Source organism: Luteolibacter luteus, from assembly GCF_012913485.1.
Classification (GTDB): domain Bacteria; phylum Verrucomicrobiota; class Verrucomicrobiia; order Verrucomicrobiales; family Akkermansiaceae; genus Haloferula; species Haloferula lutea.
The window spans coordinates 5,345,906-5,368,819 of record NZ_CP051774.1 but is presented as its reverse complement, the minus strand read 5'-3'; the positions used below and the strand labels follow the sequence as shown (position 1 = coordinate 5,368,819).

The following is a 22,914-nucleotide window of genomic DNA, read 5'->3' as shown; positions in this document are numbered from 1 at the left end:
TGCCTCCGTACCTCTCCCGTATGGAACCGCTCTACGAGGGAAAGGCGAAGCGACTTTGGGCCACCAGCGACCCGAATGTCCTGCGCATGGAGTTCAAGAATGACGCCACCGCTTTCAATGGCGAAAAGAAGGCGCAATTCGAGGACAAGGGGCGGCTCAACAACGCGATCAGCACCCTGATCTACGGCTTCCTCGAAAAGGAAGGCGTCCCGACCCACTTCGTCCGCCAGATCGACGACACCAACGTGGAAGTCCGCAAGGTGGACATCCTGATGGTGGAAGTGATCATCCGCAATCTTTCCGCTGGTAGCTTCTGCAAGCGCACCGGCCTTGAGGAAGGCCGCGCCTTCTCCCAGCCGATCATCGAATTCTGTATCAAGAGCGATGAACTCGGCGACCCGCTGGTCAACGATGACTACATCCGCGAACTTAGCCTCGCGACGCCGGAAGAGCTCGCCTTCCTCCGCGAATCCGCACTGAAGGTGAACTCGATCCTCGGCAAGTTCTTCTCCGAATGCGGCCTCAAGCTCGTCGACTTCAAGCTGGAGTTCGGCCGTCTTGCCACCGATCCGAAGACGATCGTGCTGGCCGATGAGATCAGCCCGGACGGCTGCCGCCTCTGGGATCTCAAAACCGGTGAGAAGATGGACAAGGACCGCTTCCGCCGCGATCTCGGTGGCGTGATGGAAGCCTACGCCGAAGTCCTCGAGCGCGTGAAGGTGGCCACCGCAGGCTAATCCCGGCTTCACCACCACAGCGTCACGACTAGAGGCAGGCACTCCCGAGTGCCTGCTTCTCCGTATCATCGCTCCCATGGACTTGATTCAACGCCTTCAGGAACTTCCGCCCCAGCACTACGCAGTTGCGGGCGTGTGTTTGGTGCTCCTCGTCCTTTTTCTTCTGAAGCTCGGCTTCGGTCTGGTGAAGAAAATCATTTTTCTCGGCCTCTTCGTGGTCTTGGCCCTGGTGATTCTGGTCACCCTGCAGGGGTAGCCTTAAGGCGACCTTCGCCTTCTTGGAAATCCTAGGGCGGTCGGTTCTCGCAGCCTCATCCACAGGATCCACGATCGGATCACGGCGCGCATTTGCGTGCCGTATTTCACGATCGGGCACCCGCTTCTGATCCGCCGCGATGATCGTCGGTGCCTCACTCCGGCTCTCCACCCGGGGGCCGCCGCGTCAGGCAGCCTACGTAGCAATCCCCCGCCCCACCGGAAAAATCCGCTTGAGCCCGGGAAAAGCCGGACCGACAAATGCAAGCAACCACTTGCATACATGCCTGCCGGAAATCTCCCTCCCGAACCCAAGCGCGGCAGCGCCGCTGCCAAGTTGCTCGAAGCGGCCCCCGCGGTTTTTGCCCGCGATGGCCTGAGCGGCGCCACCACCCGGGAGATCGCGAAGGAGGCGGGCGTCAACGAGGTGACGCTCTTCCGGAACTTCCAAACCAAGGAAGGCCTGCTCGGCGCGGTTCTGGAGAAACTCTTCGAGCGCAAGGCCGATCCCCTCGCCGAGCGCTTCGACAATCTACCGCAAGACGCCTCGCTCCAAGAAACCGTCACCGCCTTCGCCGAGTCCGATCACGCCATGCTGATGCGGAATATCGCGATGGTCCGCGTCCTCGTCGGGGAGATCCACAAGTTCGAGGAGCACGAAATGAAAGTGCTCCGCGCCATTTTCAAGCCGCGCCGCGAGCAACTCGTGAAGCGCCTCCGCGCCGCACAAGCCCGCGGCGAGGTGATCGACTCGGTCGATCCCGTCATCGTGGTCGATCAGCTTGTTGGCATGATCTTCACCCACGCGCTCCGCAGCGATTGCCCGATGAAGCTGGAGTATGGCCGCGAGCGCTACGTGAAGGCTTGCGTGGACATGGTGGTCCGCGCGATTGCGAAAGATCCCTCCTGAAATGAGCGCTGCCGCCGCCAATCTCTATGGGTCCGACCCGGGCCTGCTGAGCCCCATCGCCAGCCGTTTGCTGGAAAAGGGCCTCCTCAAATGGGTCATCGCGCTCGCCGCTTCCCTCGGCGCGATCCTGGAGGTGATCGATACCGTGATCACCAACGTCGCGCTGCCCGACATCCGCGGCAATCTCGGAGCAACCCTTTCCGAAGCCGGCTGGATCTCCACCAGCTACGCCTGCGCGAACGTGGTGATCATCCCGCTTTCCGCCTGGCTCGGCCATCGCTTCGGGCGGCGGAACTACTTCGTCTTCTCCTTGATCGGCTTCACCATGGCCTCGCTGCTCTGCGGCACGGCCAATAGCCTCGGCATGCTGATCTTCGCCCGCATCCTGCAAGGTCTCGCGGGCGGGGGGCTTCTCGCCAAAGCCCAGTCGATCGTCTTTGAAGCCTTCCCCGTGAAGGAGCGCCCCATCGCCCAAGCCATCTTCGGCCTCGGCGTGATCGTGGGCCCGGCCATCGGTCCCGTGATCGGCGGTTGGCTGACCGATAACATGGGCTGGCGCTGGATCTTCTTCATCAATCTGCCTCTCGGCATCCTCGCGGTGCTGATGTGCACTACCTTCATGCCCTCCGATCGACCGGAGGAAATCAACCGCAGTGGAAAGGTGGACTGGACCGGCATCGGCCTGCTCGCCATCGGTCTCGCCTGCTTCCAGATCTTCCTTGAGGAAGGCCAGCAGGACGATTGGTTCGAATCGAAGTTCATCCTCACCATGGCCGTCGCCAGCGTGATCGGCGTCGCCCTCTTCATCTGGCGGGAACTTACCACGGAGCATCCCGCGGTAGACCTGCGGGTCCTGCGCTATCGCTCCATGATCGGGGGCAGCCTCTACTCCGCCATCCTCGGCATGGGTCTCTATGGCATCATGTTCGCGGTGCCCATCTTCGTGCAGGACTACCTGCACTACACCGCCCTGCAGAGTGGCCTGATCCTCGCCCCCGGGGCCATCGCCTCCGCGATCATGATGGCTCTCTACGGAAAGATCGGGGGCAAGGTCTCGCCGCGCGTGATGATCTTCTTTGGCGCCATCCTCACCAGCATGACCGGCTTCCTGCTGATGGACATCAATCCGGATACCGGCACCAAGCAGCTCTTCTGGCCGCTCATCGTCCGCGGCTTCGGCAGTGTGATGATGTTCATGCCACTCAGCATTGCGACGCTGGGACCACTGGCGAAGAAGGACATCGCCGCCGGGGCCGGCTTCTACAGCCTGACTCGGCAGCTTGGCAGCAGCATCGGCATCGCGCTCATCACCACCATGCTCGCCCGTCGCCAGGCGGAACACCGCTCCGTGCTCGTCGAACGCATCTCGGATTTCCGCCCGCAAGTCGGGGAACGCATGGACTTGCTCACCGGTGCCTTCGCCCAACACAGCGGCAACACCCACGTGGCTCATGACCAGGCGCTCGGCTTGCTCGATCGCATCGTCTCCGGCCAAGCGCTGCTCCTCTCTTATGAGGACATCTTCACCTACGTCGCCCTTCTTTTTATCGTCACCCTTCCCCTGCTTTTCCTGCTCGGTGGAAAGCAAGGCAAGGACGCATCCGATGCGGCGGCATCCGCACACTGAACTCCAATTTCCCTACGACCATGTCCAATCCATCCATCAAGCCCTCCGAAGAGAACTCCGGGGAAACCGGCATCCTGCCGGATGAAAGCACGCCGGATGCAGGCAGCGGCAAGGCCCCGAAGAAGCGCGGGATCGCGTCCCGCCTGCTTACCTTGGGCTTCCTCGCCGGCGGTGTCGCGTGGGGCGTCCACTTCGTCCACGAGTCCATGACCTATGAGAAGACCGACGATGCCTACATCACCGGTCACATCCATCGCATTAGCCCCGGCGTCGCGGGCCCGGTGCTGAAGGTGCTGGTGGAGGAAAACCAACACGTGAAAGCCGGCCAGGAACTCGCCGAGATCGATCCTCTCGAATTCGCGATTGCCCGCCAGAAACTCCAGGCAGCAAAGGCCCAGGCAGACGCCAGCCTCGTCCAAGCCCTCGCAGCTCTCGATCGATCGAAGGCAGAGGAGCAACAAGCCGAAGCCCAGGTCGGGAGCGCCTCCGCGATGGTGAAGCAGACCGAGGCACAACTCGATCTCGCGAACGTGAACTACCATCGCAATAGCAGCCTCTTCAATGGTGGCACCCGCGCGGTCTCCGAAGCCGAGGTGGATACCACCCGCAGCGTCGTGGCGACGACCACCGCCAGCCTCGAAGCTGCCAAGGCAGCCCACGCTGCCGCCGAAGCGAAGAAGAAAACCAGCGCCGCCGCCGTGGAAGTCGCGGAGGCCGAAGTGCAGGCCGCGAAGGCCACCATCGAAGCCCAAGCCGCCGCACTCCGTGAAATCGAACGCCAGTTCGCCGATACCAAGCTCGTCGCCCCCGCCGACGGCATCGTGGGCAACAAGAACATCGAAACCGGCAACCGTGTCCAAGCAGGCCAACCGGTCTTCGCCCTCGTCGAAAACGACTACTGGGTCGTCGCGAACTTCAAGGAAACCCAGCTCGGCTCCATGAAGACCGGACAAGATGTGGAGATCCGCGTCGATGCCCTCGATGGCAAGGCCTTCCACGGCAAGATCGAAAGCATCGCGCCCTCCACCGGCGCACAGTTCGCCCTGCTTCCACCGGACAACGCTACCGGCAACTTCACCAAGGTCGTCCAGCGCGTCCCGGTAAAGATCGTCTTCGACGCCGACTCGATCCACGGCTTCGAAGACAGCCTCCGCCCAGGACTCTCGACCATGATCCGCGTAAAGGTGAAAGGATAATCAAGGATGGGCCCGGTCCCGGGGCCCTCTTTGCTCACCACAGCCCATACTTCCCGTAGACGACCGCGAAGAGCCCCATCAGCAAATTCGCAACCCCGTGCATCACCACGCATGCACCCAGGCTCTTGCTCCAGATGCAGAGCACATAGGTGAGCGATCCATAGACAAAAGCCGCTGGATAATCCACCGGGGCATGGGCAAGCATGAACAAGCCCGTCACGATCAGATAGGACTTCCAGGAAGCCCTGCCAAACGGCCGCTTCCAATAGTCACCTTCCCAATCTTCGACGAAGCGCATCATGAAGGAGCGCCATAGGATCTCCTCGACCAGCGCCACCACCACCACGGCACGCACAAAGCGCATGACCAGTGCAGCCCAGAAGGCAGGCGTCCCCTCACCGAAGGCTTCCGCCGGATTAAAGCCCTTCGTCCTTGCAGCCAGGCCCAGCCACTTCTGCCAACCGGTGGTCTCGCCTGTCAGACCCAGGCGATCATACATCACCGTCGGTAGCAGCCAGACGCCAATCCCCACTGCGCCGAAGATCGCACCGGCGGCACACCATTTCCACGACCAACGAAATTCATAGTACTTCCAGAGCCGGGCGAGCAGGACCAGGGTTACCACCGTTTGCAGCGGATACACCCACTGTTCCGGCCAGTGCCGCCACCACGGTGCGGCCGGGTGCTCCCAGATGAAGAGAGCCCCGAAGATCTGCAACAGCAGCATGAAGCCCATGAACACCGCGAAGGGCACGATCTGGGCTCGAATCCAGAAATCCGTTTGCTCGAGTCTCAGACGGGAGGCTCGCGCATCATGCGCGGAAAGGGTGGGCTCCATGTTCAAAAATCAGGCGAGGGCTTGTTCCGGGAAAGCAGATGACAGCCGTGTAGACTGAAGGACAGCACCGTCCACGAGCCAGACTCCAAGCCCAGGCGCTATCCTCGTCAGAAGAGACGACCACTTTCTCAACATCGCGCAGAGGCTAAGGGTGGCGGCGAAGTTGAGTCAACCCGGGCGGCATCCCCCGCGGCTTCCCTCTTAAACGCAGAAAGGGGCGCCATCAGCGCCCCTTTCCTTGGTTTGATCGATTAAAGACGGCCGACGAAGCGCTCCATCTTGTCCATCGCCAGCTTCAGGTCATCGAAGCCGGTCGCGTAACAGCAGCGCAGGAATCCCTCACCGGATTCACCGAAGGCACTGCCCGGCACGGCGGCCACGCCTTCTTCTTCCAGCAGGCGCATCGCGAAGTCCTTCGAGGACAGCCCCGTCTCCCGGATGTCCGGGAAGACGTAGAATGCCCCACCCGGCGAGTGGCAGCTCAGGCCCATCTGGTTCAGGCGCTTCACGAGGAAATCGCGGCGCTGATGATACGCATCCCGCATCTTCGCCACTTCCGGAGCACCATTCTCTAGCGCCTCGATCGCGGCCATCTGGCTCATGATCGGCGCGCAGAGCATCGAGTACTGGTGGATCTTCATCATCGCCTCCGTGATCGGCTGCGGCGCACAGGCATAGCCCAGGCGGAAGCCGGTCATCGCGAAGGCCTTCGAGAAGCCATGCAGCAGCACCGTGCGCTCCTTCATGCCCGGCAGCGAGGCGATCGAAACATGCTCGTCGCTGGCATCGTAGCGCAGCTCGCTGTAGATCTCGTCCGTCAGCACGAAGAGATCGTGCTCGATGCAGAGCTTTGCGATGCCTTCCAAGTCCTCGCGGTTCGCGGTCGCGCCGGTCGGATTTGTCGGGAAATTCAGCATCAGCACCCGGCTCTTCGGCGTGATCGCCTTCGCCAGCTCCTCCGGCTTCAGCGAGAAGCCATCGCGCTTGCGCGTGTGCACGCCCACCGCGGTGCCATAGGCCATCACGATGCTCGGCGAATAGGAAACGTAGCAAGGCTCATGGTAGATCACCTCGTCGCCCGGGTTGATCAGGGCGCGCAGGGCGATGTCGATGGCTTCGGAAACACCCACGGTCACGAGCACCTCGGTGAGGGCCTCGTATTGCACGTGGAAGAAATCGGAAACGTAACGGGCGATGGCCTTGCGCAGCGCGGGCAGGCCCAGATTGGAGGTGTATGAAGTGTGGCCCTTCTCCAAGGCGTAGATGGCGGCTTCGCGAATATGCCAAGGAGTCGTAAAGTCGGGCTCACCAACGCCGAGGGAGATGACTCCCTCACGGCCTTGGACGAGCTCGAAGAAATCGCGGATTCCCGAGCGGGGAATGCCTGCGATCTGACGGGCGATTTTCTGCGAATAGTCCATATACAAACCCGGACCCTGCCGGGGGCGCGCATTTCAGGGGGGAAAGCGCTCGCAGTCAACGGCGGGGAATGCGGAGTTTCGTGTGCCGCAGCAGCAGAGGAGTACAGTTCCCGACGAGAGACAGCTCTTTGATTCCCAGTAAATTTCCGCATGAAACCCTGGTCCTTGCCGATTCTGGCCTCCCTCGCACTCTGCAGCTGTGACCGGCAGGCCAGGTCCACCAAATCGGCCAACCCGGCTTCCACGCCCGCACCACTTCCGGTCGTCACGGATGCAGAGATCCCCGCCCCCGCGTCCCCCGCCGTGACGGTGGAGCCCGGGATGGCCCTCGGAACCATTGCGACAAAGGCCTACGGGCATGCCAAGTTCTCAGGTTTCCTCGCGCGCCTGAATGGCCTGCCGGATCCGCAGAAGATCCCTGCCGGAGCGGTCCTGAAAACGCCATCCCTCCCCATCGCCTTCCACCAAGCCGGTCTCGATCCGCGCTACCAACCGGCTATCAACGCCTTGGCAAAATCCTGCACCGACTTCCAAGCCGCCCTCCCCCACTACTTGGAAGTCAGACGCGCCAGCGGGCTGAATAGAGGCAGCTTCAAGATTCCGAAAAAAGCCAAGGACAGCTTTCTCATATGCGCCGATGCCATCGAGGCCGCCAAACGCGAACTCGAGACCGCCAAGGAACCGCACCAAGTCCCCCGTGCGACCCTCGATCAATTCGCCCAGGCTTCCTCCGAACTCCGCGAACTCGCCAGCGGCTCGGTCGATGGCTACGGCTATGACTCCGATCTGGTCGGCCAGCACCTCGGCCTCGGATTCACGAATGCGATCATCTGGGTCCAAGAAGGCTACCGCTGAGCGCCGCGGATTTTGATTCCTGGATGCCGCATCGGCCATTTTCACTTCCCCAGATGATCGAGACCGAACGCCTCTTGCTGCGCCCCCACACCCTTTCCGATTTCGAAGACATCTGCGCAATGTTCTCCGATCCCGAGGTGGTCCGCTATGTCGGAGGAATGACGCTTTCGAAGGAAGAAGTCTGGAATCGCCTTCTTCGTTACATCGGGCATTGGTCGGTTTTCGGCTACGGACTCTTCGCAATTACCGAGAAGTCCAGCGGCCGCTTTCTCGGAGATACGGGTTTCGCGGACTTCCATCGCTATCTCGGGAATGAGTTCGATCCCTTCCCGGAAGCCGCTTGGATCCTGACCAGCAACTGCCACGGAAAAGGCTATGGCTTCGAGGCTGCCAGCGCCGCCCATGCTTGGTTCGACACCACTCACAGCCCGGCTCGTACCGTGTGCATCATCCAGAAGGAAAATCAGCCATCCCACCGCCTGGCGGCGAAGATGGGGTATCAGGCTTTCGACGAAGCCACCTACAAGGGCGCAATCATGACGATGTATCAACGCCTGAGGAATCTTGCTTGATTCCAGTGACACTAGAAGGCGGCTCCTTTCCCCGCCTTTTCCAATCGGACTTGCCGCCCCATCCAAGCATCGCTTTCCTCACGCCATGCCGCCGCCTTTCGTGCCCTTTTCCGCCACTCACGGTTGGGCACTCGTCGCCGGCGCCATTGGAGTGACGGCTTTGGTCCTGCTGGGCAAATCCGGCGAACGGAACGAGCGCATCGCCCGCAGCATCCTCGCCTTTCTCTGCCTCGCTGCTTTCGCTTACACGCAAGCGGCATGGGCCACGGTGGACGGTGGGGACGCGGACCTGGATAGCGCTTTGCCCCTACACCTCTGTGACGTCGCCGCTTTCATCGGCGGCTTCGCCCTGCTCACGGGAAAGCGCCTGCTGGCTACCCTCACCTATTTCTGGGGACTGGCCGCCACCGTCCAGGCACTGGCCACTCCCGCAATTTCGATCGGCTATCCGCACCCCGCCTTCATCGCGTTTTTCGTGCATCACTTCGCGGTCGTGGGAGCGGCATTCTACCTGCCAATCGTGAATGGCTGGCGCGCCGAACACCCGTGGTGGAGGACACCCCTCCAAGCCTTGCTCTGGGCAAACGTGTATCTCCTCGTCGCCATGGCTGTGAACCATCTCCTCGGCACCAACTTCGGCTTCACCGCCCGCAAACCGGTGAACCCCAGCCTGCTGGACCATCTGGGACCATGGCCGATCTACCTTCTCTGGATGCAGGCTCTCGCCGCCGTCCTCTTCTCGCTGCTCGTCCTGCCCGTGCTGCCGAAACGCAAGGGCACCCCGGACAGGCAGGACAGACGAGCATCGTCTCACCCTCTTAGTCCCTGATTTTCAGAACGATCCACCCCACCCCATCCACCCCGGCCCTTTTCTCCCCAATTCGGGAAATGATTTGGTCCCGGGACAAAGCGGAGCTATATCGCCCCCGCACATGAGCGAAACCGCCGACAAGCAGAAGCGCCCCCGCGTGAACGTCCGCCGTCCGGACGTGATGACTCAGGTCAATGCCGAGGTGGAGCGCCACTATCGCTCATCGATCGTCGAAAGGATCCGCGAAAACGGCGGCGAAATCACCATCGGCAATACCACCGTGCGCCTCGCCCAACAGTTCGGGTTTTGCTACGGTGTGGAGCGCGCGATCGATTTGGCCTACGCCGCACGCCGCGTTTTCCCGGATCAGAGAATCTTTCTCATCGGCGAGATCATCCACAACCCGGAGGTGAATCGCCAGCTTGTGGACATGGGCATCGTCTCCCTTCCCTGGAAGGAGCTCACCGACGACTACGACCAGCTTTCCCCGGATGATGTGGTGATCGTCCCCGCCTTCGGCGCACCGACAAACTTCATGGAGAAGATCGAGGAGCGCGGCTGCTACGTGGTGGATACCACCTGCGGCGACGTGATGAAGGTCTGGCGTCGTGTCCGCGGCTACGCCAAGGACGGCATCACCTCCATCATCCACGGCAAGGCCGGCCATGAGGAAACCCAAGCCACCGCATCCCGCGCCATGGGCGATGACGGCAAGGGTCACTATCTCATCGTGCTGACCCTCGATGAGACCGATGCCGTCTGCAAATACATCCGAGAAGGCGGCGACAAGGATGCTTTCCTCAAGCGCTTCTCTCACGCGGCCTCCGAAGGCTTCGACCCCGATGTTCACCTCGCCAAGGTGGGCGTGGCCAACCAGACCACGATGTTGAAAAGCGAGACCGAGGAGATCCAACGCCGCGTCCGCGCCGCCGTGGAAGCCCGCGACGGCTCGGCGGAGAATTTCATCTTCTTCGACACCATTTGCGGTGCCACCCAAGAGCGACAGGACGCTCTCTTCGAGATGCTCCGCCGTCCCATGGACATGCTCTTCGTCGTCGGTGGCTACAACAGCTCGAACACCACGCACCTCGTGGAAATCGGCGAGCAATCCCTGCCCACCTTCTTCATCCGCAACGCCGCCTGCCTCGAGTCGCTGGAGCAAATCGTTCACTTCGACCTTCACGAGAAGTCGGAAATCTCAAGCAGCTATCCCGCTGTCCTGCTCGGTGAGAAGCCGGTGGTCATCGGGATCACCGCAGGTGCCTCCTGCCCGAACAATCTAATCGAAGACACCATCTTCCGGATCTTCGAAATGCGCGGCATCCCCCGCGAAGCGGTGAAGGCAGTCTAAGCCTACGTCCGCTTGTTCCCAAGACGCGGAACAAGCATCGACGTCGCCACAAAAAATCCCCGCCCGGCCTGATGCCAATCGGGGATTTTCGTTAGATTCGAGATCAGAATTCCTTCCCGGCCTTCACACCACCGTAGTGACCTTCGGTATTGCTGCCAAAACGGCCTTCATACTCGACGCCGAGGTTCCAGCCGTTGTCGAAGTAGTAGGCAAGGCCGGCACCGACCACCGCCACGTCTTCGTCCACGGAATCCACCGGAACGCCAAAGACGGAAGCATTGCCATCTTCAAATTCATGCTCCCAGGCAGCGCGCACTTGCGGCACCCAGGTGCCTCGCGAGCCACGCATCTTCCAGGAAATCTGATAGCCGAGGATCGAGACCAGCGAGTCCACGTCTTGCTCGCCGAAGTAAGTCGCGCCAGGCCCCACTTCCGTATAAGCATCCACGGTTCCGGTGATATAGCGCATTCCCGCGTAGGGGCCGTGAACCACATCGTCGTCCCCGAAATTCACACCCGCAGTGAATTCCACCTCATGGGTATCGGCATCCGGAGAACCTGATGCTATCCCACCGCCGGTGAAGCGACGGGTTTCAAAGGAGTGCGCACCGTAGGCATACATCAGGCCCGCCCAGAAATCGGCAGAGCCAAAGGCATCCGCGCGATAGTAGGAAAGGTATGGAATGACCGAAACGGAATCCACATCGGCATTGCCGACGGCGTCCATCTCCATGTCCCCGGTCGAAGCGGAGACACCCACTCCCACGCTCCACTCGCGGTTGATGTGATACTCCACGCCCAAGGCACCGCCGTAAACGTCCAGCGAAGTATCGGCCGCACCGCTCACGAAAGCGGAAGCCCCCGATCCATAGCCAGAGCCGTAGCCGTATTTCGGGCCTTCGTATTTCTTCTTCTTCGAGCGATGGTGGTAGCTGCTGCCGTCACTTTCTTCCGAGTAATAGAAGAGCGAACCAAAGACCTCCCACTTGTTAGGGTAGGGGACCGACACCGCCGAAACCTTTGCATCCTTCGATGAAGACATCCCGCCCTTCGAGCTATAAGCCGGGGCGACTGCTACCGGCTCATCCACCAGCACCGAGCCCGGGCGAACACCGGCACGATTCCGATACATGCGCCCGCTCACATCGCGGGTGGAAGCGTAAGCCACGCCCAAGACACTCCGGCTGACCGCGGTCGAGGTCGCCTGACGGTTGTCCGGATAGCACGGATCTTCGGATTCGTCACCAGCCTGAACGGAGGTACTGCAGGTCACGGCCGCAATGGCCAAAACCCGCATGAAAGATACGGTGGGGGTATTCATCGGGGGATGGGGGGTGAACCATGCCGGCTTGGGGCTGCCGGAGCGCAGGGGTGTGATCAAATAGCAGCGGGGGCAGATATCTGACAAGGAAAGAATAACTTACCTAGGTCGTCATAATATCTAACTGATACGTATTAAAAATTACGTGATCACGTATTTATCCGCTTGCCCACGAGCCGTTAGGCTGATCCGCGGAGAACTTCCCCTCCTTGACCGTATCCCCCTTCGAATTACCCTTCCGTGGTGCCTGCCGAGCCTTTGACATTCCTTCACTTCGATTGCCCGGCCTGTGGCGTGACGCTCACGGTCCCTCCCTCCGCGGCGGGCATTCAAGGACCCTGCCCCAAATGCTGGCAGGAGATCGTGAGCCCGGATCCCGCCAGAGGCCTGCCCCCGAAGTTGGTGGAGGCCCTGCCGGCAGTACCAGTTGTTCCGGCAGCGCTTGAGCCGCCTCCGGTGGTTCCCCGGCCGGAGCCCGAAGCAGTGGTGCCCGTCGGGATTCCACCGGTCATTCCACCTCCCGCCCCGCCACGGCGGATTTCGTGGGTAGTGCCTGCCCTCGCTTCTCTCGTTGTTGGATCGGCCGCGGGATACTTCATCGGCAGGAACCAAGGATCCTTTTCGCTCCTGCAGCAAAGCCACGAGGGGCTCCCGGACTCGCCAACGAAGGGCGCCCCCCCTGCCCCGCGTCCCGATCCTGAGCCTCGACCAAAACCCGTACCGAAACCGTCCCCGGCTCCCCAGCCAGAGCCCGTAGAGCCACGGCCCGTCGCTCCTGTTCCTGCCGCACCGCCGGCTCCAGCACCGACCGCGAAAACCCAGCTCAGCGCCGATGCCGCATTAAAGGCCTTCCTCGAGGCGCCGGATTGGAAGAGCCGCGCAGAGCTGGTGATCTTTCCCGACGACATGCGATCCTCGATCGAGAAGCGTGCGACCGAACTCGGCGACGGCCCCTTCCCGGTCACCTCGATCACCTTGTTGGAAACCGCGGGCTCATCTCACATCTACAAGGTCTGCACCGCGGCGATCCCTGAAGGCTTTCCGGTCTCCGTGATGGAAACCAGCGACGGAGCAAAGGTGAACTGGGAATCCTTCGTCAATTTCCACGACGACCTCTTCCGCAAGTTCGCCGCCGGCCCGATCGACACTCCCGGAATCTTCCACGTTTTTGTGAAACCGGACCCGCCGGCCGCCGGCGAAGCGGAATCGAACTTCTCGCGCTTCAAGCTGAGTGTGCCGATGCCGGGCCGCGAACAACTCGCCTGGATCCGGAAGGACTCGGTGGCTCTCGCCAAGATGCGCGGCATCTTCGAAGGCTCCGGCCAGTTCGACAAGGAACTGGTGGACAAGCTGCTCAGCGAAAGCGGCGTAGCCTTCTCGCTAAAGCTCGTGAAGCGTCAGCCAAACGAACGGCAGCAGTTCATCGAGATTGTGGACTTCGTCGCCATCGGCTGGCTGCCGGGAGCGGAATGAGCGTGCGATTCGTTCGCCCTTCGCTGATCGCATTCCCGGCTTAATTCAGCCTCCTCACTTCAGCGAGCGGATAAACAGCACGATGCTCTGCATCTCGGCCTCGCTCAGCACTCCCGAATAGCTTCCCATCCCGAGCGCGTAGCCTTTCACGATCACCTTGTTCGGTTCGGTCATCGATTCGATGATGTAGGCGTCATCCCCCATGCGACTCGTGCCATCGGTGAAGCTCCGCTGCGATCCATGCAGACCCTTCCACGAGGGCCCGCTATGACCCTCCAGTTTCCCATCCGTGGAGTGGCAAGCGATGCATCCATAGCGGGTCGCGAGGTCCATCCCCGCCTCCGCCGTCGGCACCGCATCAGCTGCCCCGCCTCCATGCACTACGGCTATGGAGGGATCGAGCTCGGGTACTTCAAAGCCCAGCTCATTCCACATGGCCGGTGCCGGAGCGGATACGGTAAAGAACACGGACCGTGCCTCCGGCTTGCTCCCCTTCACCGCGAAGCGATGGCTGATCTCAAGCTGCATCGTCGGCTTCATGCCGGGAATGTGGATGAAAACGCTCTTCCCATCCTTTGAGAGAAAAGTTCCGCCGCTTGCCACCGGGTCCACGCCATCCTTTCCATCGCGCTTCAACCGCGGCGAGCCGTATCCTGACGAGCGACGGTATTGCCATTCCTTCGCCTGCACCGCATCGGGAGTCACCGTCGAGCCATCCAGCGGCGCATCGAAACAAAGGATCGCTCCCTCTTTTACCAGCTTGGCATCCACCGGTACCCGAAAGGCATCCCCGGAGGGACGCAGGCGACCGATTCCCTCGAGCTCCGGTGCACGGGAATCATAGATGCGGAAGCCTGCCAGCCACAGCGAGCCATCACCGGGGTGAGTCCGCGCATGTAGGATCGGCAGGCCGGTCTCGATCCCCAGCGGGATGACCGCCCCCTCCTTCGCTGGCCAAGCTCCAGCCGGACGAGCCAGGAACAGGCGCCCGGTGCCATAGGAGAGATCCAGCACGCCTCCTTCCCAGGACTTGAAGGCGCTGCCGCGCACCCACATCGGGGACGAGGAAGAACTGTCCTGATCATGGGGGATCCAGACCGCCGGCGGTGTGAGGCCCTTCGCATTCTCCTGGCCGAACCCAAAGCTCGATCCCGGCTCCACGGGAAAGATCCCGGACGATGGCACCCAATGTCCCTGCTGCTCCGACATCACGATCCGTCCGGACTCCGGATCCCGGGCAAAGAACGGCTCGCGGGCATGAGCGCCCACGATCTCCAGCTGCTTGCCGTCCGCGGAGATCATCATGATCGAGCCGCTGTGCGGGTTCGGCGGCTGAAGGTTCGTCAGGGATTTTTCATTGGTGACGATTCCCCCGATCGAGCACCAGGTGCGGCCGCTTTCGTCCACCTCCATGTCCAGTGGATAGCCGCGCGTGCCAGCCGTGTGATGGATCAAGCTACTATAATTCTCGTAGAAATCCGTTTCACCGTCGGCATTGGTGTCCCGCAGCCGCACGATCCCATTCCGGGTGAAGACCTGCAGCACCCCGCCGACCTGCTCGATCGAAAGAGGCTCGCAGAGCCCCGCCGCGATTCGCGTCCAGCGCACCCGCTCCCCGGCCAGGTCAAGCCGCCAGACATCTCCCTCGAAGGTGATCACCGCCGCTTTCTCCGGGGAAAGGAACACTATGTCCGCCGGACGAACGCGACGCTTGAAAGCACTGTTCTCCGGCAGCCCGATGCGATCCATGGTCCAGCCGGGACCACTCTTCTCGGACTCTCGGATCCGGGTTTCGATACTTTGCTTCCAGTGCGCTGGATTCGCCGTCGGGACCGCTGGCGTCTTTGCGGCTGCGGAGACCTTCTCAACACCATAGATCAGCGTCACCCGCCGCTCCTGCCTCGAAGCAGCAAGCCTGGCAAAGAGCTTTCCATCACGTGACTCCAGCGTGAGGCCCGGATGATTCGATGAAACCTGGAGCTTCTCCGAGGCAGCTTCGCGCGAGCTCGCGATCTTGAAATCCCCCGCAGCCACCAGGAATAGGATCTCATCGCCAGCCGCCACCGCCAAGTGCCGCTGGAGCGACCTACGATCCGCCTCGTACCATTCGCTAACTTTGGTCCCTTGGTTCTCATAGACCAGCACTCCGGTCTTTCCCGCCACATGGTAGCCGGAGAAGCGCCGTCCGCTCGCTTCCAATCCTCCGCGTCCAGGGTCATTCCCGTGCACGGGACGCGGATCCTTCAGAAGATCCTCTGGATTGCTGCCCACGCCGGGCAGTGGCGGCACCAGCGCGAGGCTTCCGGCCGCGGGAGCGGGCTGCTTTACGCCTCCCTTTTGGGTCGGCTTTTCCCAAGAGGCTTGGGACATCATGATCAGTGAGACGGGCGGCTTCCCTTGATCCGCGTGGACCCACAGGGCAGGGCGCAGCAGGTCTTGATCAAAGACCAACCACTCGGCCTCCGCCGCCTGCACCAGCAGCCCGCGCGCGATGACGCCCGAAGCCCCCCCATCCACCGGGCTCCCGTGAACCGGCATGCTGGGATCAAAGAACGGGGCCGCCGCGTGGGTGGAAATGGCCGCGCCCAGAAACAGGCCGAGGGCACGGAAGGAGGAGGGTTTCATGGGAAAAGAATGGAGACCGGATTTCAGCCGGGCAAGAGGACTTCAAAAATTTGCATGCAAAATACAAGCACCCCCAGCTCCTTCTTCCGCGAAATCGTCCCACCGCCGGGCTTGACGCCGGTGGGGATCCAAGCGCTGGAGTGGTGCGATGCGCGCTTTCCCCGTCTGCCTCCTATTTTCCGCTACACTCGCCTGTGCCGACGAAGTCCGGCTGAACCAGATCCAAGCAATTGGCAGCCACAATTCCTACCACGTGGCAGCGCCGCGGGAACTGCTCGATACCGTCGTGAAGTTCAACAAGGACGCCAAGGCCTGGGACTACACCCATCCCCCGCTGACCGAGCAGCTCGACATGGGAGTACGGCAATTCGAGCTCGATATCTTCGCGGACTCGAAGGGCGGCCTCTTCTCGAAGCCCAGCATGCTGAATGTCGCGAAGATGGCCGGTGCCAAGAACCTTACCTTTGACCCCGATGGCAAGCTCGCCAAACCGGGCTTCAAAGTGCTGCACATTCCCGACATCGATTGTTGGAGCAATGCCCCCGTGCTGAAGGACGCCCTGGCCGAAATGAAAGCATGGTCCGACCAGCACCCGCAGCATCTGCCGATCATGATCCTGCTGGAGTGCAAGGACCAACCGCAGCCTCCCCTCCCCACCAAGCCGGAGGAGCTCACCCGCGAGCGCCTGCTGGAGTTGGAGAAGGAAGTTCTTTCCGCCATCCCCGCCGATCGGGTCCTCGAGCCCGACGAAGTGCGCGGGAAGGAGAACACACTGCGCGAGGCGGTCACCAAGCACGGCTGGCCGGACCTTGATTCCCTGCGGGGCAAGTTCATCTTCTGTCTGGATAACACCAATGAGGTCCGCTCCCGCTATCTGGAAGGGAACCCTGCCCTCGAAGGCCGCCTGATCTTCGCCAGCGCCCCCGATACCAGGCATCCTGCTGCCGCGTGGTTCAAGTGCAACGATCCGGAAAAGCAACTGCAGGAGATCAAGGATTTGGTGAAAGCCGGGTTCCTCGTCCGCACCCGCAGCGATACCAACAAGCCGGATGACAAGATGAAGGCCGCGGCCTTCGAAAGCGGCGCGCAATGGGTAAGCACGGATCACTTCCGCCCCGACGACAAGGACCGCGTGAGCTTCGACGGCAAGCCCGTCCGCCCGAATCCCGTCTCCGGAAATCCCGGGATGAAGATTGAGCCATGAACTTCCACCTATCTTCCCGTTAGACTTTGCAGGGTCCTGCATCATGGTGGTGGATCACGATGAAACGTCGCCATCTGCTGTCACTCCTGTTCCTGCCCCACTCCCTCTCTGCCCAAGAGAAGGAGGCCGAATGGAAAACCTACACGAACGCCCGCTTCGGGTTCGCGATCGACTATCCTGCATCGCTCGAAGCCGGGCGCGAGTCCGACAATGGGGACGGAAAGGTCTTCAAGACCGCGGACGGAAAATTCGAACTCCGGGCCTATGCCCATTTCCTGCAGGTGGACGATGGAGACTCCTTGGACAAGCGTTGGAAGGAAGAACTTGCCGAGCGCGGTGACACCGTGACCTACAAGAAGAAGGGCGACACCTGGTTCGTGGTATCCGGCGTTCAGAAGGACGGGACCGAATACTATCGCAAACTCGCGGTGGAAAAGGGCAACTGGGCCACCTTCTTGGCCACCTACCCGCACACGGAGAACAAGAAATACGACTCGTGGGTGGCGAAGATCGAGAAGTCCTTCAAACCCTTCCTGAAAGGGGACCACGACCGGAGCGAGTAGCCGCGCCCGCCGCACGTAGTTTCCCGCAGGGCGTTCGGTCGAGCTTGCCGCGGACCGGGTCCTGACAAAGGTCGGCCCATGGTCCGCTGGCTCCTCATTCCCCTGCTTGCCGCTGCCCCCGCTCTCGCGGGAGACCTGCTGTTAAAGGTGTCGAAGGTGAAGGACAGCACCGGTCAAGTGTCCGTGCTCCTCTTCGCCACCGAGGACGGCTTTCCCGGCGAAGCCGGGAAGGCAGCCTATCAAGGTCGCGTGAATGCAAGAAAAGGCATGACCGAACTCGTCCTGCACGACGTGAAGCCCGGCCGCTATGCCGTCAGCGTGATCCACGATTCGAACTCCAACGCGTTGCTCGATCGGAACCTGATCGGCATCCCCACTGAGGGTGCTGGCACCAGCAATGGCACCCAGCGCGGCAAGCCGGTCTATCACAAGGCCGTGGTCAACGTCAGCGAAGGCGGCAGCGTCTCTGTGGATCTGAATTACTGGTAGCTCAAGGAGAGCTTACACCGGAAAAAGAAAACCCTGCCCGTTGCCAGGCAGGGTTTCCGATAAATCGATCGCTACCGGATCGAGCCGGATCAGTAGCGGTAGTGATCCGCCTTGTACGGACCTTCCACCGGCACGCTGATGTAGTCGGCCTGCTCCTTGGTAAGGACGGTGAGCTTCGCACCCACCTTCGCGAGGTGGAGACGGGCCACTTCCTCGTCGAGCTTCTTGTCGAGGACCTTCACTTCACCCGCCTTGTAGATGTCCTTGTTCTTCCAGAGGTCGATCTGGGCAAGGGTCTGGTTGGTGAAGCTGTTCGACATCACGAAGCTCGGGTGGCCGGTGGCGCAGCCGAGGTTCACCAGGCGGCCTTCAGCCAGCATGTAGATGCTGTTGCCGGCCGGGAAGGTGTATTTGTCCACCTGCGGCTTGATGTTCGTGCGCGTCACGCCTTGGGCGGCATTCAGCTTGTCGATCTGGATCTCGTTGTCGAAGTGACCGATGTTACAGACGATCGCCTGATCCTTCATCTTCTCCATGTGCTCCAGGCGGATGATGTCGAAGTTACCGGTGGTGGTGACGTAGATATCGCCCCAGCCGAGGGTGTCTTCGACCGTCAAAACGCGGAAGCCTTCCATCGCCGCCTGCAGGGCGCAGATCGGATCGACTTCGGTCACGACGACCTGGGCGCCTTGGCCGCGCAGAGCTTGGGCGCAGCCCTTGCCCACATCGCCGTAGCCGCAGACCACGCCGACCTTGCCGGAGATCATCACGTCGGTGGCACGCTTGATGCCATCGACCAGCGATTCGCGGCAACCGTAGAGGTTGTCGAACTTCGATTTGGTCACGGAGTCGTTCACGTTGATCGCCGGAACGAGCAGGGTGCCGGCCTTCGCCATCTGATAGAGGCGGTGCACACCGGTGGTGGTCTCCTCGGACACACCCTTCCAGTCCTTCACGATCTTGGCGAAGATGCCTGGTTGCTCCGCGGCGATCTTCTTGAGGAGGTCCTTGATGACCTTCACTTCGTGGTTGTCGGAAGGAGTGTTCACCCAGTCCGAACCGTTCTCCATTTCGTAGCCCTTGTGGATGAGCAGCGTGGCATCGCCACCGTCATCGACGATCAGTTCCGGGCCGAGGCCGGCCGGATTCACGATCGCCTGCCAGGTACACCACCAGTATTCCTCCAGCGTCTCGCCTTTCCAGGCGAAGACCGGGATACCGGCGGCAGCGATCGCAGCGGCTGCGTGATCCTGGGTCGAGAAGATGTTGCAGGAAACCCAGCGCACTTCCGCGCCGAGTTCGACCAGCGTCTCGATGAGCACCGCGGTCTGGATGGTCATGTGCAGCGAGCCCATGATACGGACGCCCTGCAGCGGCTTCTCGGGACCGTATTTCGCGCGGGTCGCCATCAGGCCGGGCATTTCATGCTCGGCGATCTGGATTTCTTTGCGCCCAAAGTCGGCCAAGCCGATATCGGCGACTTTGTAGTCGGTGAAGGTAGTGGACATGGTGGTGGTTGATTCGGATTTGAATGGTGGGGCGGGTCGCAGACGGAAGACTCGAAGACGACAGACAGAAGACTGGAATTCAGAAGAGCCAGCTGAAGAGAGCATTGAAGAGACCGCCATTCCCCAAGCTCTTGCGGAGGCCTTGAATCATAGCGGAGATCTCCCTTACCTCGGAAATCAGAGGACGTGCTTGATCCTCGCTGAAAACACCAGCACGAAGGCCAATGTAAAGCTGAGTTCGAAGCTCGCCCGCCGACCCTTTTGCGATAGCAAGAAAACGACGAAATTCGCGATCGCTTTCCCTCTCCGATCCCTCGGCGATATTGGAAGGGACCGAGATCGCACAGCGCGCCATCTGGTCCCTCAATGCATAGAGCTTGATCGGGTCAATTAACTCCAAAACAGAAACCGCGAGACGGGAGGAACGCTTCCACACTTCAAGTTCTTCGAAATTGTGCATGGGCCGCTTCCTCCTTTCTTCTTCAAGTCTTCTGTCTGTCGTCTCCTCGTCTTCTGTCTCTTCTCCTTACTTCACGGCCTTCTTAAGAGCCGCCACCTTGTCGGTGCGCTCCCAAGTGAGATCGGCGTCGTCCTTGCCGAAGTGGCCGTAGTTGGTGGACTTGCTGTAGATCGGGCGGAGCAGGTTGAGCTGCTTCACGATGTCCGCGGGCTTGAAGGAGAACACCTTCAGCACGGCCTTGAGAATGTCGGCGTCGGGCTTGGTGCCGGTACCAAAGGTGTCGACGTGCACGCTCACCGGCAGCGGGTGACCGATGGCGTAAGCGAACTGGATCTCGCACTTCTCGGCGAGGCCGGCAGCAACGATGTTCTTCGCAACCCAGCGACCCATGTAGGCGGCGGAGCGATCAACCTTCGACGGGTCCTTGCCCGAGAAAGCACCACCACCGTGGCGGCCCATGCCACCGTAGGTGTCCACGATGATCTTGCGACCGGTGAGGCCGGAATCACCCTGAGGACCGCCGATCACAAAGTTACCGGTTGGGTTGATCAGATACTCGGTGTCCTTGGTGAGCATGTTCTTCGGCAGGACCTTTTTGATCACTTGGTCGATGCAGAACTTCTCGATCACGGCGTGCTCCACACCGGCAGCGTGCTGCGTGGAGATCACCACGTTCACGATGCGGGTCGGCTTGCCATCGACATACTCGACGGAGACCTGGGACTTCGCGTCCGGGCGGAGCCACTTTACCTTGCCGCTCTTGCGGATGCGGGTCAGCTCACGGCCAAGGCGGTGGGCATACATCACCGGGGCCGGCATGAGTTCGGTGGTCTCGTTGCAAGCGTAGCCGAACATGATGCCTTGGTCACCGGCGCCCTGCTCCGCGGTCTTCTTACCCTTTGCCTTCTTGGCATCCACGCCTTGGGCGATGTCTGCCGATTGGCCGGTCAGGTAGTTGTTGATGAAAAGCGTGTCCGCGTGGAACACGTCGTCGCTGTTGGTGTAGCCGATGCCACGCACGGCATCGCGGATGACCTGCTCGTAGTTGAACTTGGCCTTGGTGGTGATTTCACCACCGACCACCACGATGTTCGACTTCACGAAAGTCTCGCAGGCGACACGGCTCTTCGGGTCCTGCGCCAAGCAGGCGTCGAGGATCGCGTCAGAAATCGTGTCTGCCACTTTGTCCGGATGACCCTCGCCGACGGACTCGGATGAGAAAATGTAGGTACTCATGGATTTCGTATCGTCAAATCGCGATGGGTTGATGTATCCGTTCGCTCATGGCGTCAATGCTTAAATCCCTGAAGCTCCTCACCGATCCCACCCGGCTCCGGATCCTGCTCCTTCTGGACGCGGAAGCCCTGAGCGTGGCCGATCTGCAGGAATTGCTCGGGATGGGCCAAAGCCGGATTTCCACCCAGCTTTCCCAGTTGAAGGGCGGCGGCTTGGTACGGGACGAACGCAGCGGGAAGCACAATTTCTACCGCTCCGAGATGAGCCGGGATCTCTGCAAGCTGGCCAAGGAAGCAGCCAATGAAGTCCCGGAAGTGGAAAAGGACGCAGCCGCCCTCCGCCACCTCCAGCGGAAACGCCGCGACAAGACGCGCGCCTACTTCGACGAATTGGCCGGACGCTTCGGGAAGGATTATGTGCCCGGCCGCTCTTGGAAGGGACTCGCCGAGGCCCTGCTGAAGGTAACGAACCAAGGAGTTGTCGCCGACCTTGGCGCAGGCGAAGGGACGCTGGCACAGATGTTGGCGCGCCAAGCCGAGCGGGTGATCGCCGTCGACCTCTCGCCGAAGATGGTCGAATTCGGCAGCGAACTCGCCCGGCGCCACGAACTCCCGAATCTCGAATACCGGCTCGGCGACATCGAGGACCCTCCGCTTGATGACGCCTCGGTCGATCTCGCCTTTCTCAGCCAGGCGCTTCACCACGCCGGGAACCCCCAGCATGCCCTGGAGCAGGCCTTCCGCATTGTGAAACCCGGCGGCCGCCTGGTGGTGCTGGATCTGCTCCAACATAACTTCGAACAAGCCCGCGAACTCTACGCCGATGTCTGGCTCGGCTTCAGCGAAGGGGAACTGGCCGCAATGCTGGAAAAGGCTGGCTTCAGCGACATCGAGACCGCCGTGGTCGATCGAGAACCGGAACCGCCGAACTTCCAAACCCTGCTGGCGGTGGCGAGCAAGCCCCAGTAGCTTAATGAGCGGCCTATGCTCAGGCGCTACCTCGCCCTCACCCGCTTGCCCATGAAAAGGAACTCACGCCAGAAGCTGTTGCTGCCGCACGAGCGTGAGCGCTACGATCCAAACAGCGAATTGTCCCTAACGACGCGGCGGCGGGCACGTCCTTTGTTGGCAGGTTTGATTGGAGCGACGATCTGCGCTGCCGTTTGGCGCGGATTGCAGATCAACGATTGGAAGGGACCTCTCGTTGTCGGAATACTCACGGGCGGCATGGGATTCGGACTATGGCTGGGGATCGTCACCGGATACGTCCGGACCAATCATGGCGAATTCTCCCGTGTAGCCCGGCCGATGGCGTTCTGGCTCACTATAACCTTCATGATCGGCGTCTATCTGGGGTGTTTCGCGATCTTGGTTTGCGGCGACCTCTAAACCCTCCTCCGTCTCGAAACTCTCAAAATAGCGGGTCGCGCTGGAAGCCGTCCCAAGCCTCATCCGCGGTTTAT

The 22,914-nt window shown here is 61.2% G+C and carries 22 protein-coding genes; 15 read left to right on the top strand and 7 right to left on the bottom strand.

Going from position 1 to position 22,914, the window contains the following annotated elements; all coding sequences use genetic code 11:
- Window positions 1–20: 20 nt before the first annotated feature.
- The 5 genes from purC (at window position 21) to HHL09_RS22245 (ending at window position 4,725) form a co-directional block, all read left to right on the top strand.
- On the top strand, window positions 21–737 hold the full coding sequence (gene purC / locus HHL09_RS22265; RefSeq protein ID WP_169456880.1) for a phosphoribosylaminoimidazolesuccinocarboxamide synthase: 717 nt from the start codon (window positions 21–23) through the stop codon (window positions 735–737).
- A gap of 76 nt (window positions 738–813) precedes the next feature.
- A complete protein-coding gene (locus tag HHL09_RS22260) occupies window positions 814–993 on the top strand; it encodes a hypothetical protein (RefSeq protein WP_169456879.1) in 180 nt (59 codons plus the stop codon).
- 282 nt (window positions 994–1,275) lie between these two features.
- Window positions 1,276–1,902 carry a TetR/AcrR family transcriptional regulator gene (locus HHL09_RS22255; protein ID WP_169456878.1) on the top strand — a complete coding sequence of 209 codons (627 nt, stop codon included), beginning with the start codon at window positions 1,276–1,278 and terminating at the stop codon, window positions 1,900–1,902.
- Between the two features lies 1 nt (window position 1,903).
- Window positions 1,904–3,529 carry a DHA2 family efflux MFS transporter permease subunit gene (locus HHL09_RS22250; RefSeq protein WP_169456877.1) on the top strand — a complete coding sequence of 542 codons (1,626 nt, stop codon included), beginning with the start codon at window positions 1,904–1,906 and terminating at the stop codon, window positions 3,527–3,529.
- A gap of 20 nt (window positions 3,530–3,549) precedes the next feature.
- Window positions 3,550–4,725, top strand: a complete 1,176-nt coding sequence (locus tag HHL09_RS22245; protein ID WP_169456876.1) for an HlyD family secretion protein — start codon at window positions 3,550–3,552, stop codon at window positions 4,723–4,725.
- Between the two features lie 34 nt (window positions 4,726–4,759).
- On the opposite strand, the gene HHL09_RS22240 is transcribed toward HHL09_RS22245, so the two are convergent.
- Both HHL09_RS22240 and HHL09_RS22235 read right to left on the bottom strand, forming a co-directional pair.
- Window positions 4,760–5,563: a CAAX prenyl protease-related protein gene (locus HHL09_RS22240; protein ID WP_169456875.1), complete on the bottom strand. Its 804-nt coding sequence runs from the start codon at window positions 5,561–5,563 to the stop codon at window positions 4,760–4,762.
- A gap of 251 nt (window positions 5,564–5,814) precedes the next feature.
- Window positions 5,815–6,984 (bottom strand): aminotransferase class I/II-fold pyridoxal phosphate-dependent enzyme, encoded by a 1,170-nt coding sequence (locus HHL09_RS22235; RefSeq protein WP_169456874.1) that lies wholly within the window; start codon window positions 6,982–6,984, stop codon window positions 5,815–5,817.
- Window positions 6,985–7,134: 150 nt separating this feature from the next.
- Here HHL09_RS22235 and HHL09_RS22230 point away from each other — a divergent pair, with 150 nt between their 5' ends.
- The 4 genes from HHL09_RS22230 (at window position 7,135) to HHL09_RS22215 (ending at window position 10,573) form a co-directional block, all read left to right on the top strand.
- Window positions 7,135–7,839 (top strand): hypothetical protein, encoded by a 705-nt coding sequence (locus HHL09_RS22230; protein WP_169456873.1) that lies wholly within the window; start codon window positions 7,135–7,137, stop codon window positions 7,837–7,839.
- A gap of 53 nt (window positions 7,840–7,892) precedes the next feature.
- Window positions 7,893–8,411 (top strand): GNAT family N-acetyltransferase, encoded by a 519-nt coding sequence (locus HHL09_RS22225; RefSeq protein ID WP_169456872.1) that lies wholly within the window; start codon window positions 7,893–7,895, stop codon window positions 8,409–8,411.
- Window positions 8,412–8,496: 85 nt separating this feature from the next.
- Window positions 8,497–9,240 (top strand): YwaF family protein, encoded by a 744-nt coding sequence (locus HHL09_RS22220; protein WP_169456871.1) that lies wholly within the window; start codon window positions 8,497–8,499, stop codon window positions 9,238–9,240.
- 103 nt (window positions 9,241–9,343) lie between these two features.
- Window positions 9,344–10,573: a 4-hydroxy-3-methylbut-2-enyl diphosphate reductase gene (locus HHL09_RS22215; RefSeq protein ID WP_169456870.1), complete on the top strand. Its 1,230-nt coding sequence runs from the start codon at window positions 9,344–9,346 to the stop codon at window positions 10,571–10,573.
- Between the two features lie 103 nt (window positions 10,574–10,676).
- Here HHL09_RS22215 and HHL09_RS22210 read toward each other — a convergent pair whose 3' ends face one another.
- On the bottom strand, window positions 10,677–11,894 hold the full coding sequence (locus HHL09_RS22210) for an autotransporter outer membrane beta-barrel domain-containing protein (RefSeq protein ID WP_169456869.1): 1,218 nt from the start codon (window positions 11,892–11,894) through the stop codon (window positions 10,677–10,679).
- 906 nt (window positions 11,895–12,800) lie between these two features.
- Between HHL09_RS22210 and HHL09_RS22205 the strand changes: the two genes are divergently transcribed.
- On the top strand, window positions 12,801–13,367 hold the full coding sequence (locus HHL09_RS22205) for a hypothetical protein (protein ID WP_169456868.1): 567 nt from the start codon (window positions 12,801–12,803) through the stop codon (window positions 13,365–13,367).
- 54 nt (window positions 13,368–13,421) lie between these two features.
- Here the strand turns inward: HHL09_RS22205 and HHL09_RS22200 are convergent, their stop codons facing one another.
- Window positions 13,422–15,992, bottom strand: a complete 2,571-nt coding sequence (locus HHL09_RS22200) for a c-type cytochrome (protein WP_169456867.1) — start codon at window positions 15,990–15,992, stop codon at window positions 13,422–13,424.
- A gap of 148 nt (window positions 15,993–16,140) precedes the next feature.
- Between HHL09_RS22200 and HHL09_RS22195 the strand changes: the two genes are divergently transcribed.
- From HHL09_RS22195 to HHL09_RS22185, 3 genes are all read left to right on the top strand, one after another.
- Entirely contained in the window at window positions 16,141–17,196 is a 1,056-nt protein-coding gene (locus HHL09_RS22195) for a Ca2+-dependent phosphoinositide-specific phospholipase C (protein ID WP_169456866.1), read from the top strand.
- Between the two features lie 59 nt (window positions 17,197–17,255).
- Entirely contained in the window at window positions 17,256–17,759 is a 504-nt protein-coding gene (locus tag HHL09_RS22190; RefSeq protein ID WP_169456865.1) for a hypothetical protein, read from the top strand.
- Window positions 17,760–17,837: 78 nt separating this feature from the next.
- Window positions 17,838–18,248 carry a DUF2141 domain-containing protein gene (locus HHL09_RS22185; RefSeq protein ID WP_169456864.1) on the top strand — a complete coding sequence of 137 codons (411 nt, stop codon included), beginning with the start codon at window positions 17,838–17,840 and terminating at the stop codon, window positions 18,246–18,248.
- 89 nt (window positions 18,249–18,337) lie between these two features.
- On the opposite strand, the gene ahcY is transcribed toward HHL09_RS22185, so the two are convergent.
- From ahcY to metK, 3 genes are all read right to left on the bottom strand, one after another.
- On the bottom strand, window positions 18,338–19,756 hold the full coding sequence (gene ahcY, locus HHL09_RS22180) for an adenosylhomocysteinase (RefSeq protein ID WP_169456863.1): 1,419 nt from the start codon (window positions 19,754–19,756) through the stop codon (window positions 18,338–18,340).
- 79 nt (window positions 19,757–19,835) lie between these two features.
- On the bottom strand, window positions 19,836–20,216 hold the full coding sequence (locus HHL09_RS22175; protein ID WP_169456862.1) for a four helix bundle protein: 381 nt from the start codon (window positions 20,214–20,216) through the stop codon (window positions 19,836–19,838).
- Window positions 20,217–20,282: 66 nt separating this feature from the next.
- Window positions 20,283–21,452 (bottom strand): methionine adenosyltransferase, encoded by a 1,170-nt coding sequence (gene metK / locus HHL09_RS22170; protein WP_169456861.1) that lies wholly within the window; start codon window positions 21,450–21,452, stop codon window positions 20,283–20,285.
- 47 nt (window positions 21,453–21,499) lie between these two features.
- Between metK and HHL09_RS22165 the strand changes: the two genes are divergently transcribed.
- Both HHL09_RS22165 and HHL09_RS22160 read left to right on the top strand, forming a co-directional pair.
- The gene (locus HHL09_RS22165) at window positions 21,500–22,420 is read left to right on the top strand and encodes an ArsR/SmtB family transcription factor (RefSeq protein ID WP_169456860.1); all 921 of its coding nucleotides are present in this window, start codon (window positions 21,500–21,502) and stop codon (window positions 22,418–22,420) included.
- Between the two features lie 51 nt (window positions 22,421–22,471).
- Window positions 22,472–22,840: a TMEM165/GDT1 family protein gene (locus HHL09_RS22160; RefSeq protein ID WP_169456859.1), complete on the top strand. Its 369-nt coding sequence runs from the start codon at window positions 22,472–22,474 to the stop codon at window positions 22,838–22,840.
- Window positions 22,841–22,914 lie beyond the last annotated feature (74 nt).

Coding starts and splice junctions, on each gene's coding strand:
- HHL09_RS22230 (WP_169456873.1), top strand. CDS start 7,135: ATGAAACCCTGGTCCTTGCCGATTCTGGCCTCCCTCGCACTCTGCAGC.
- HHL09_RS22240 (WP_169456875.1), bottom strand. CDS start 5,563: ATGGAGCCCACCCTTTCCGCGCATGATGCGCGAGCCTCCCGTCTGAGA.
- ahcY (WP_169456863.1), bottom strand. CDS start 19,756: ATGTCCACTACCTTCACCGACTACAAAGTCGCCGATATCGGCTTGGCC.
- HHL09_RS22210 (WP_169456869.1), bottom strand. CDS start 11,894: ATGAATACCCCCACCGTATCTTTCATGCGGGTTTTGGCCATTGCGGCC.
- HHL09_RS22220 (WP_169456871.1), top strand. CDS start 8,497: ATGCCGCCGCCTTTCGTGCCCTTTTCCGCCACTCACGGTTGGGCACTC.
- HHL09_RS22250 (WP_169456877.1), top strand. CDS start 1,904: ATGAGCGCTGCCGCCGCCAATCTCTATGGGTCCGACCCGGGCCTGCTG.
- HHL09_RS22205 (WP_169456868.1), top strand. CDS start 12,801: ATGCGATCCTCGATCGAGAAGCGTGCGACCGAACTCGGCGACGGCCCC.
- HHL09_RS22190 (WP_169456865.1), top strand. CDS start 17,256: ATGAAACGTCGCCATCTGCTGTCACTCCTGTTCCTGCCCCACTCCCTC.
- metK (WP_169456861.1), bottom strand. CDS start 21,452: ATGAGTACCTACATTTTCTCATCCGAGTCCGTCGGCGAGGGTCATCCG.
- HHL09_RS22175 (WP_169456862.1), bottom strand. CDS start 20,216: ATGCACAATTTCGAAGAACTTGAAGTGTGGAAGCGTTCCTCCCGTCTC.
- HHL09_RS22200 (WP_169456867.1), bottom strand. CDS start 15,992: ATGAAACCCTCCTCCTTCCGTGCCCTCGGCCTGTTTCTGGGCGCGGCC.
- HHL09_RS22260 (WP_169456879.1), top strand. CDS start 814: ATGGACTTGATTCAACGCCTTCAGGAACTTCCGCCCCAGCACTACGCA.
- HHL09_RS22215 (WP_169456870.1), top strand. CDS start 9,344: ATGAGCGAAACCGCCGACAAGCAGAAGCGCCCCCGCGTGAACGTCCGC.
- HHL09_RS22245 (WP_169456876.1), top strand. CDS start 3,550: ATGTCCAATCCATCCATCAAGCCCTCCGAAGAGAACTCCGGGGAAACC.
- HHL09_RS22165 (WP_169456860.1), top strand. CDS start 21,500: ATGGCGTCAATGCTTAAATCCCTGAAGCTCCTCACCGATCCCACCCGG.
- HHL09_RS22225 (WP_169456872.1), top strand. CDS start 7,893: ATGATCGAGACCGAACGCCTCTTGCTGCGCCCCCACACCCTTTCCGAT.
- purC (WP_169456880.1), top strand. CDS start 21: ATGGAACCGCTCTACGAGGGAAAGGCGAAGCGACTTTGGGCCACCAGC.
- HHL09_RS22185 (WP_169456864.1), top strand. CDS start 17,838: ATGGTCCGCTGGCTCCTCATTCCCCTGCTTGCCGCTGCCCCCGCTCTC.
- HHL09_RS22235 (WP_169456874.1), bottom strand. CDS start 6,984: ATGGACTATTCGCAGAAAATCGCCCGTCAGATCGCAGGCATTCCCCGC.
- HHL09_RS22195 (WP_169456866.1), top strand. CDS start 16,141: ATGCGCGCTTTCCCCGTCTGCCTCCTATTTTCCGCTACACTCGCCTGT.
- HHL09_RS22255 (WP_169456878.1), top strand. CDS start 1,276: ATGCCTGCCGGAAATCTCCCTCCCGAACCCAAGCGCGGCAGCGCCGCT.
- HHL09_RS22160 (WP_169456859.1), top strand. CDS start 22,472: ATGAAAAGGAACTCACGCCAGAAGCTGTTGCTGCCGCACGAGCGTGAG.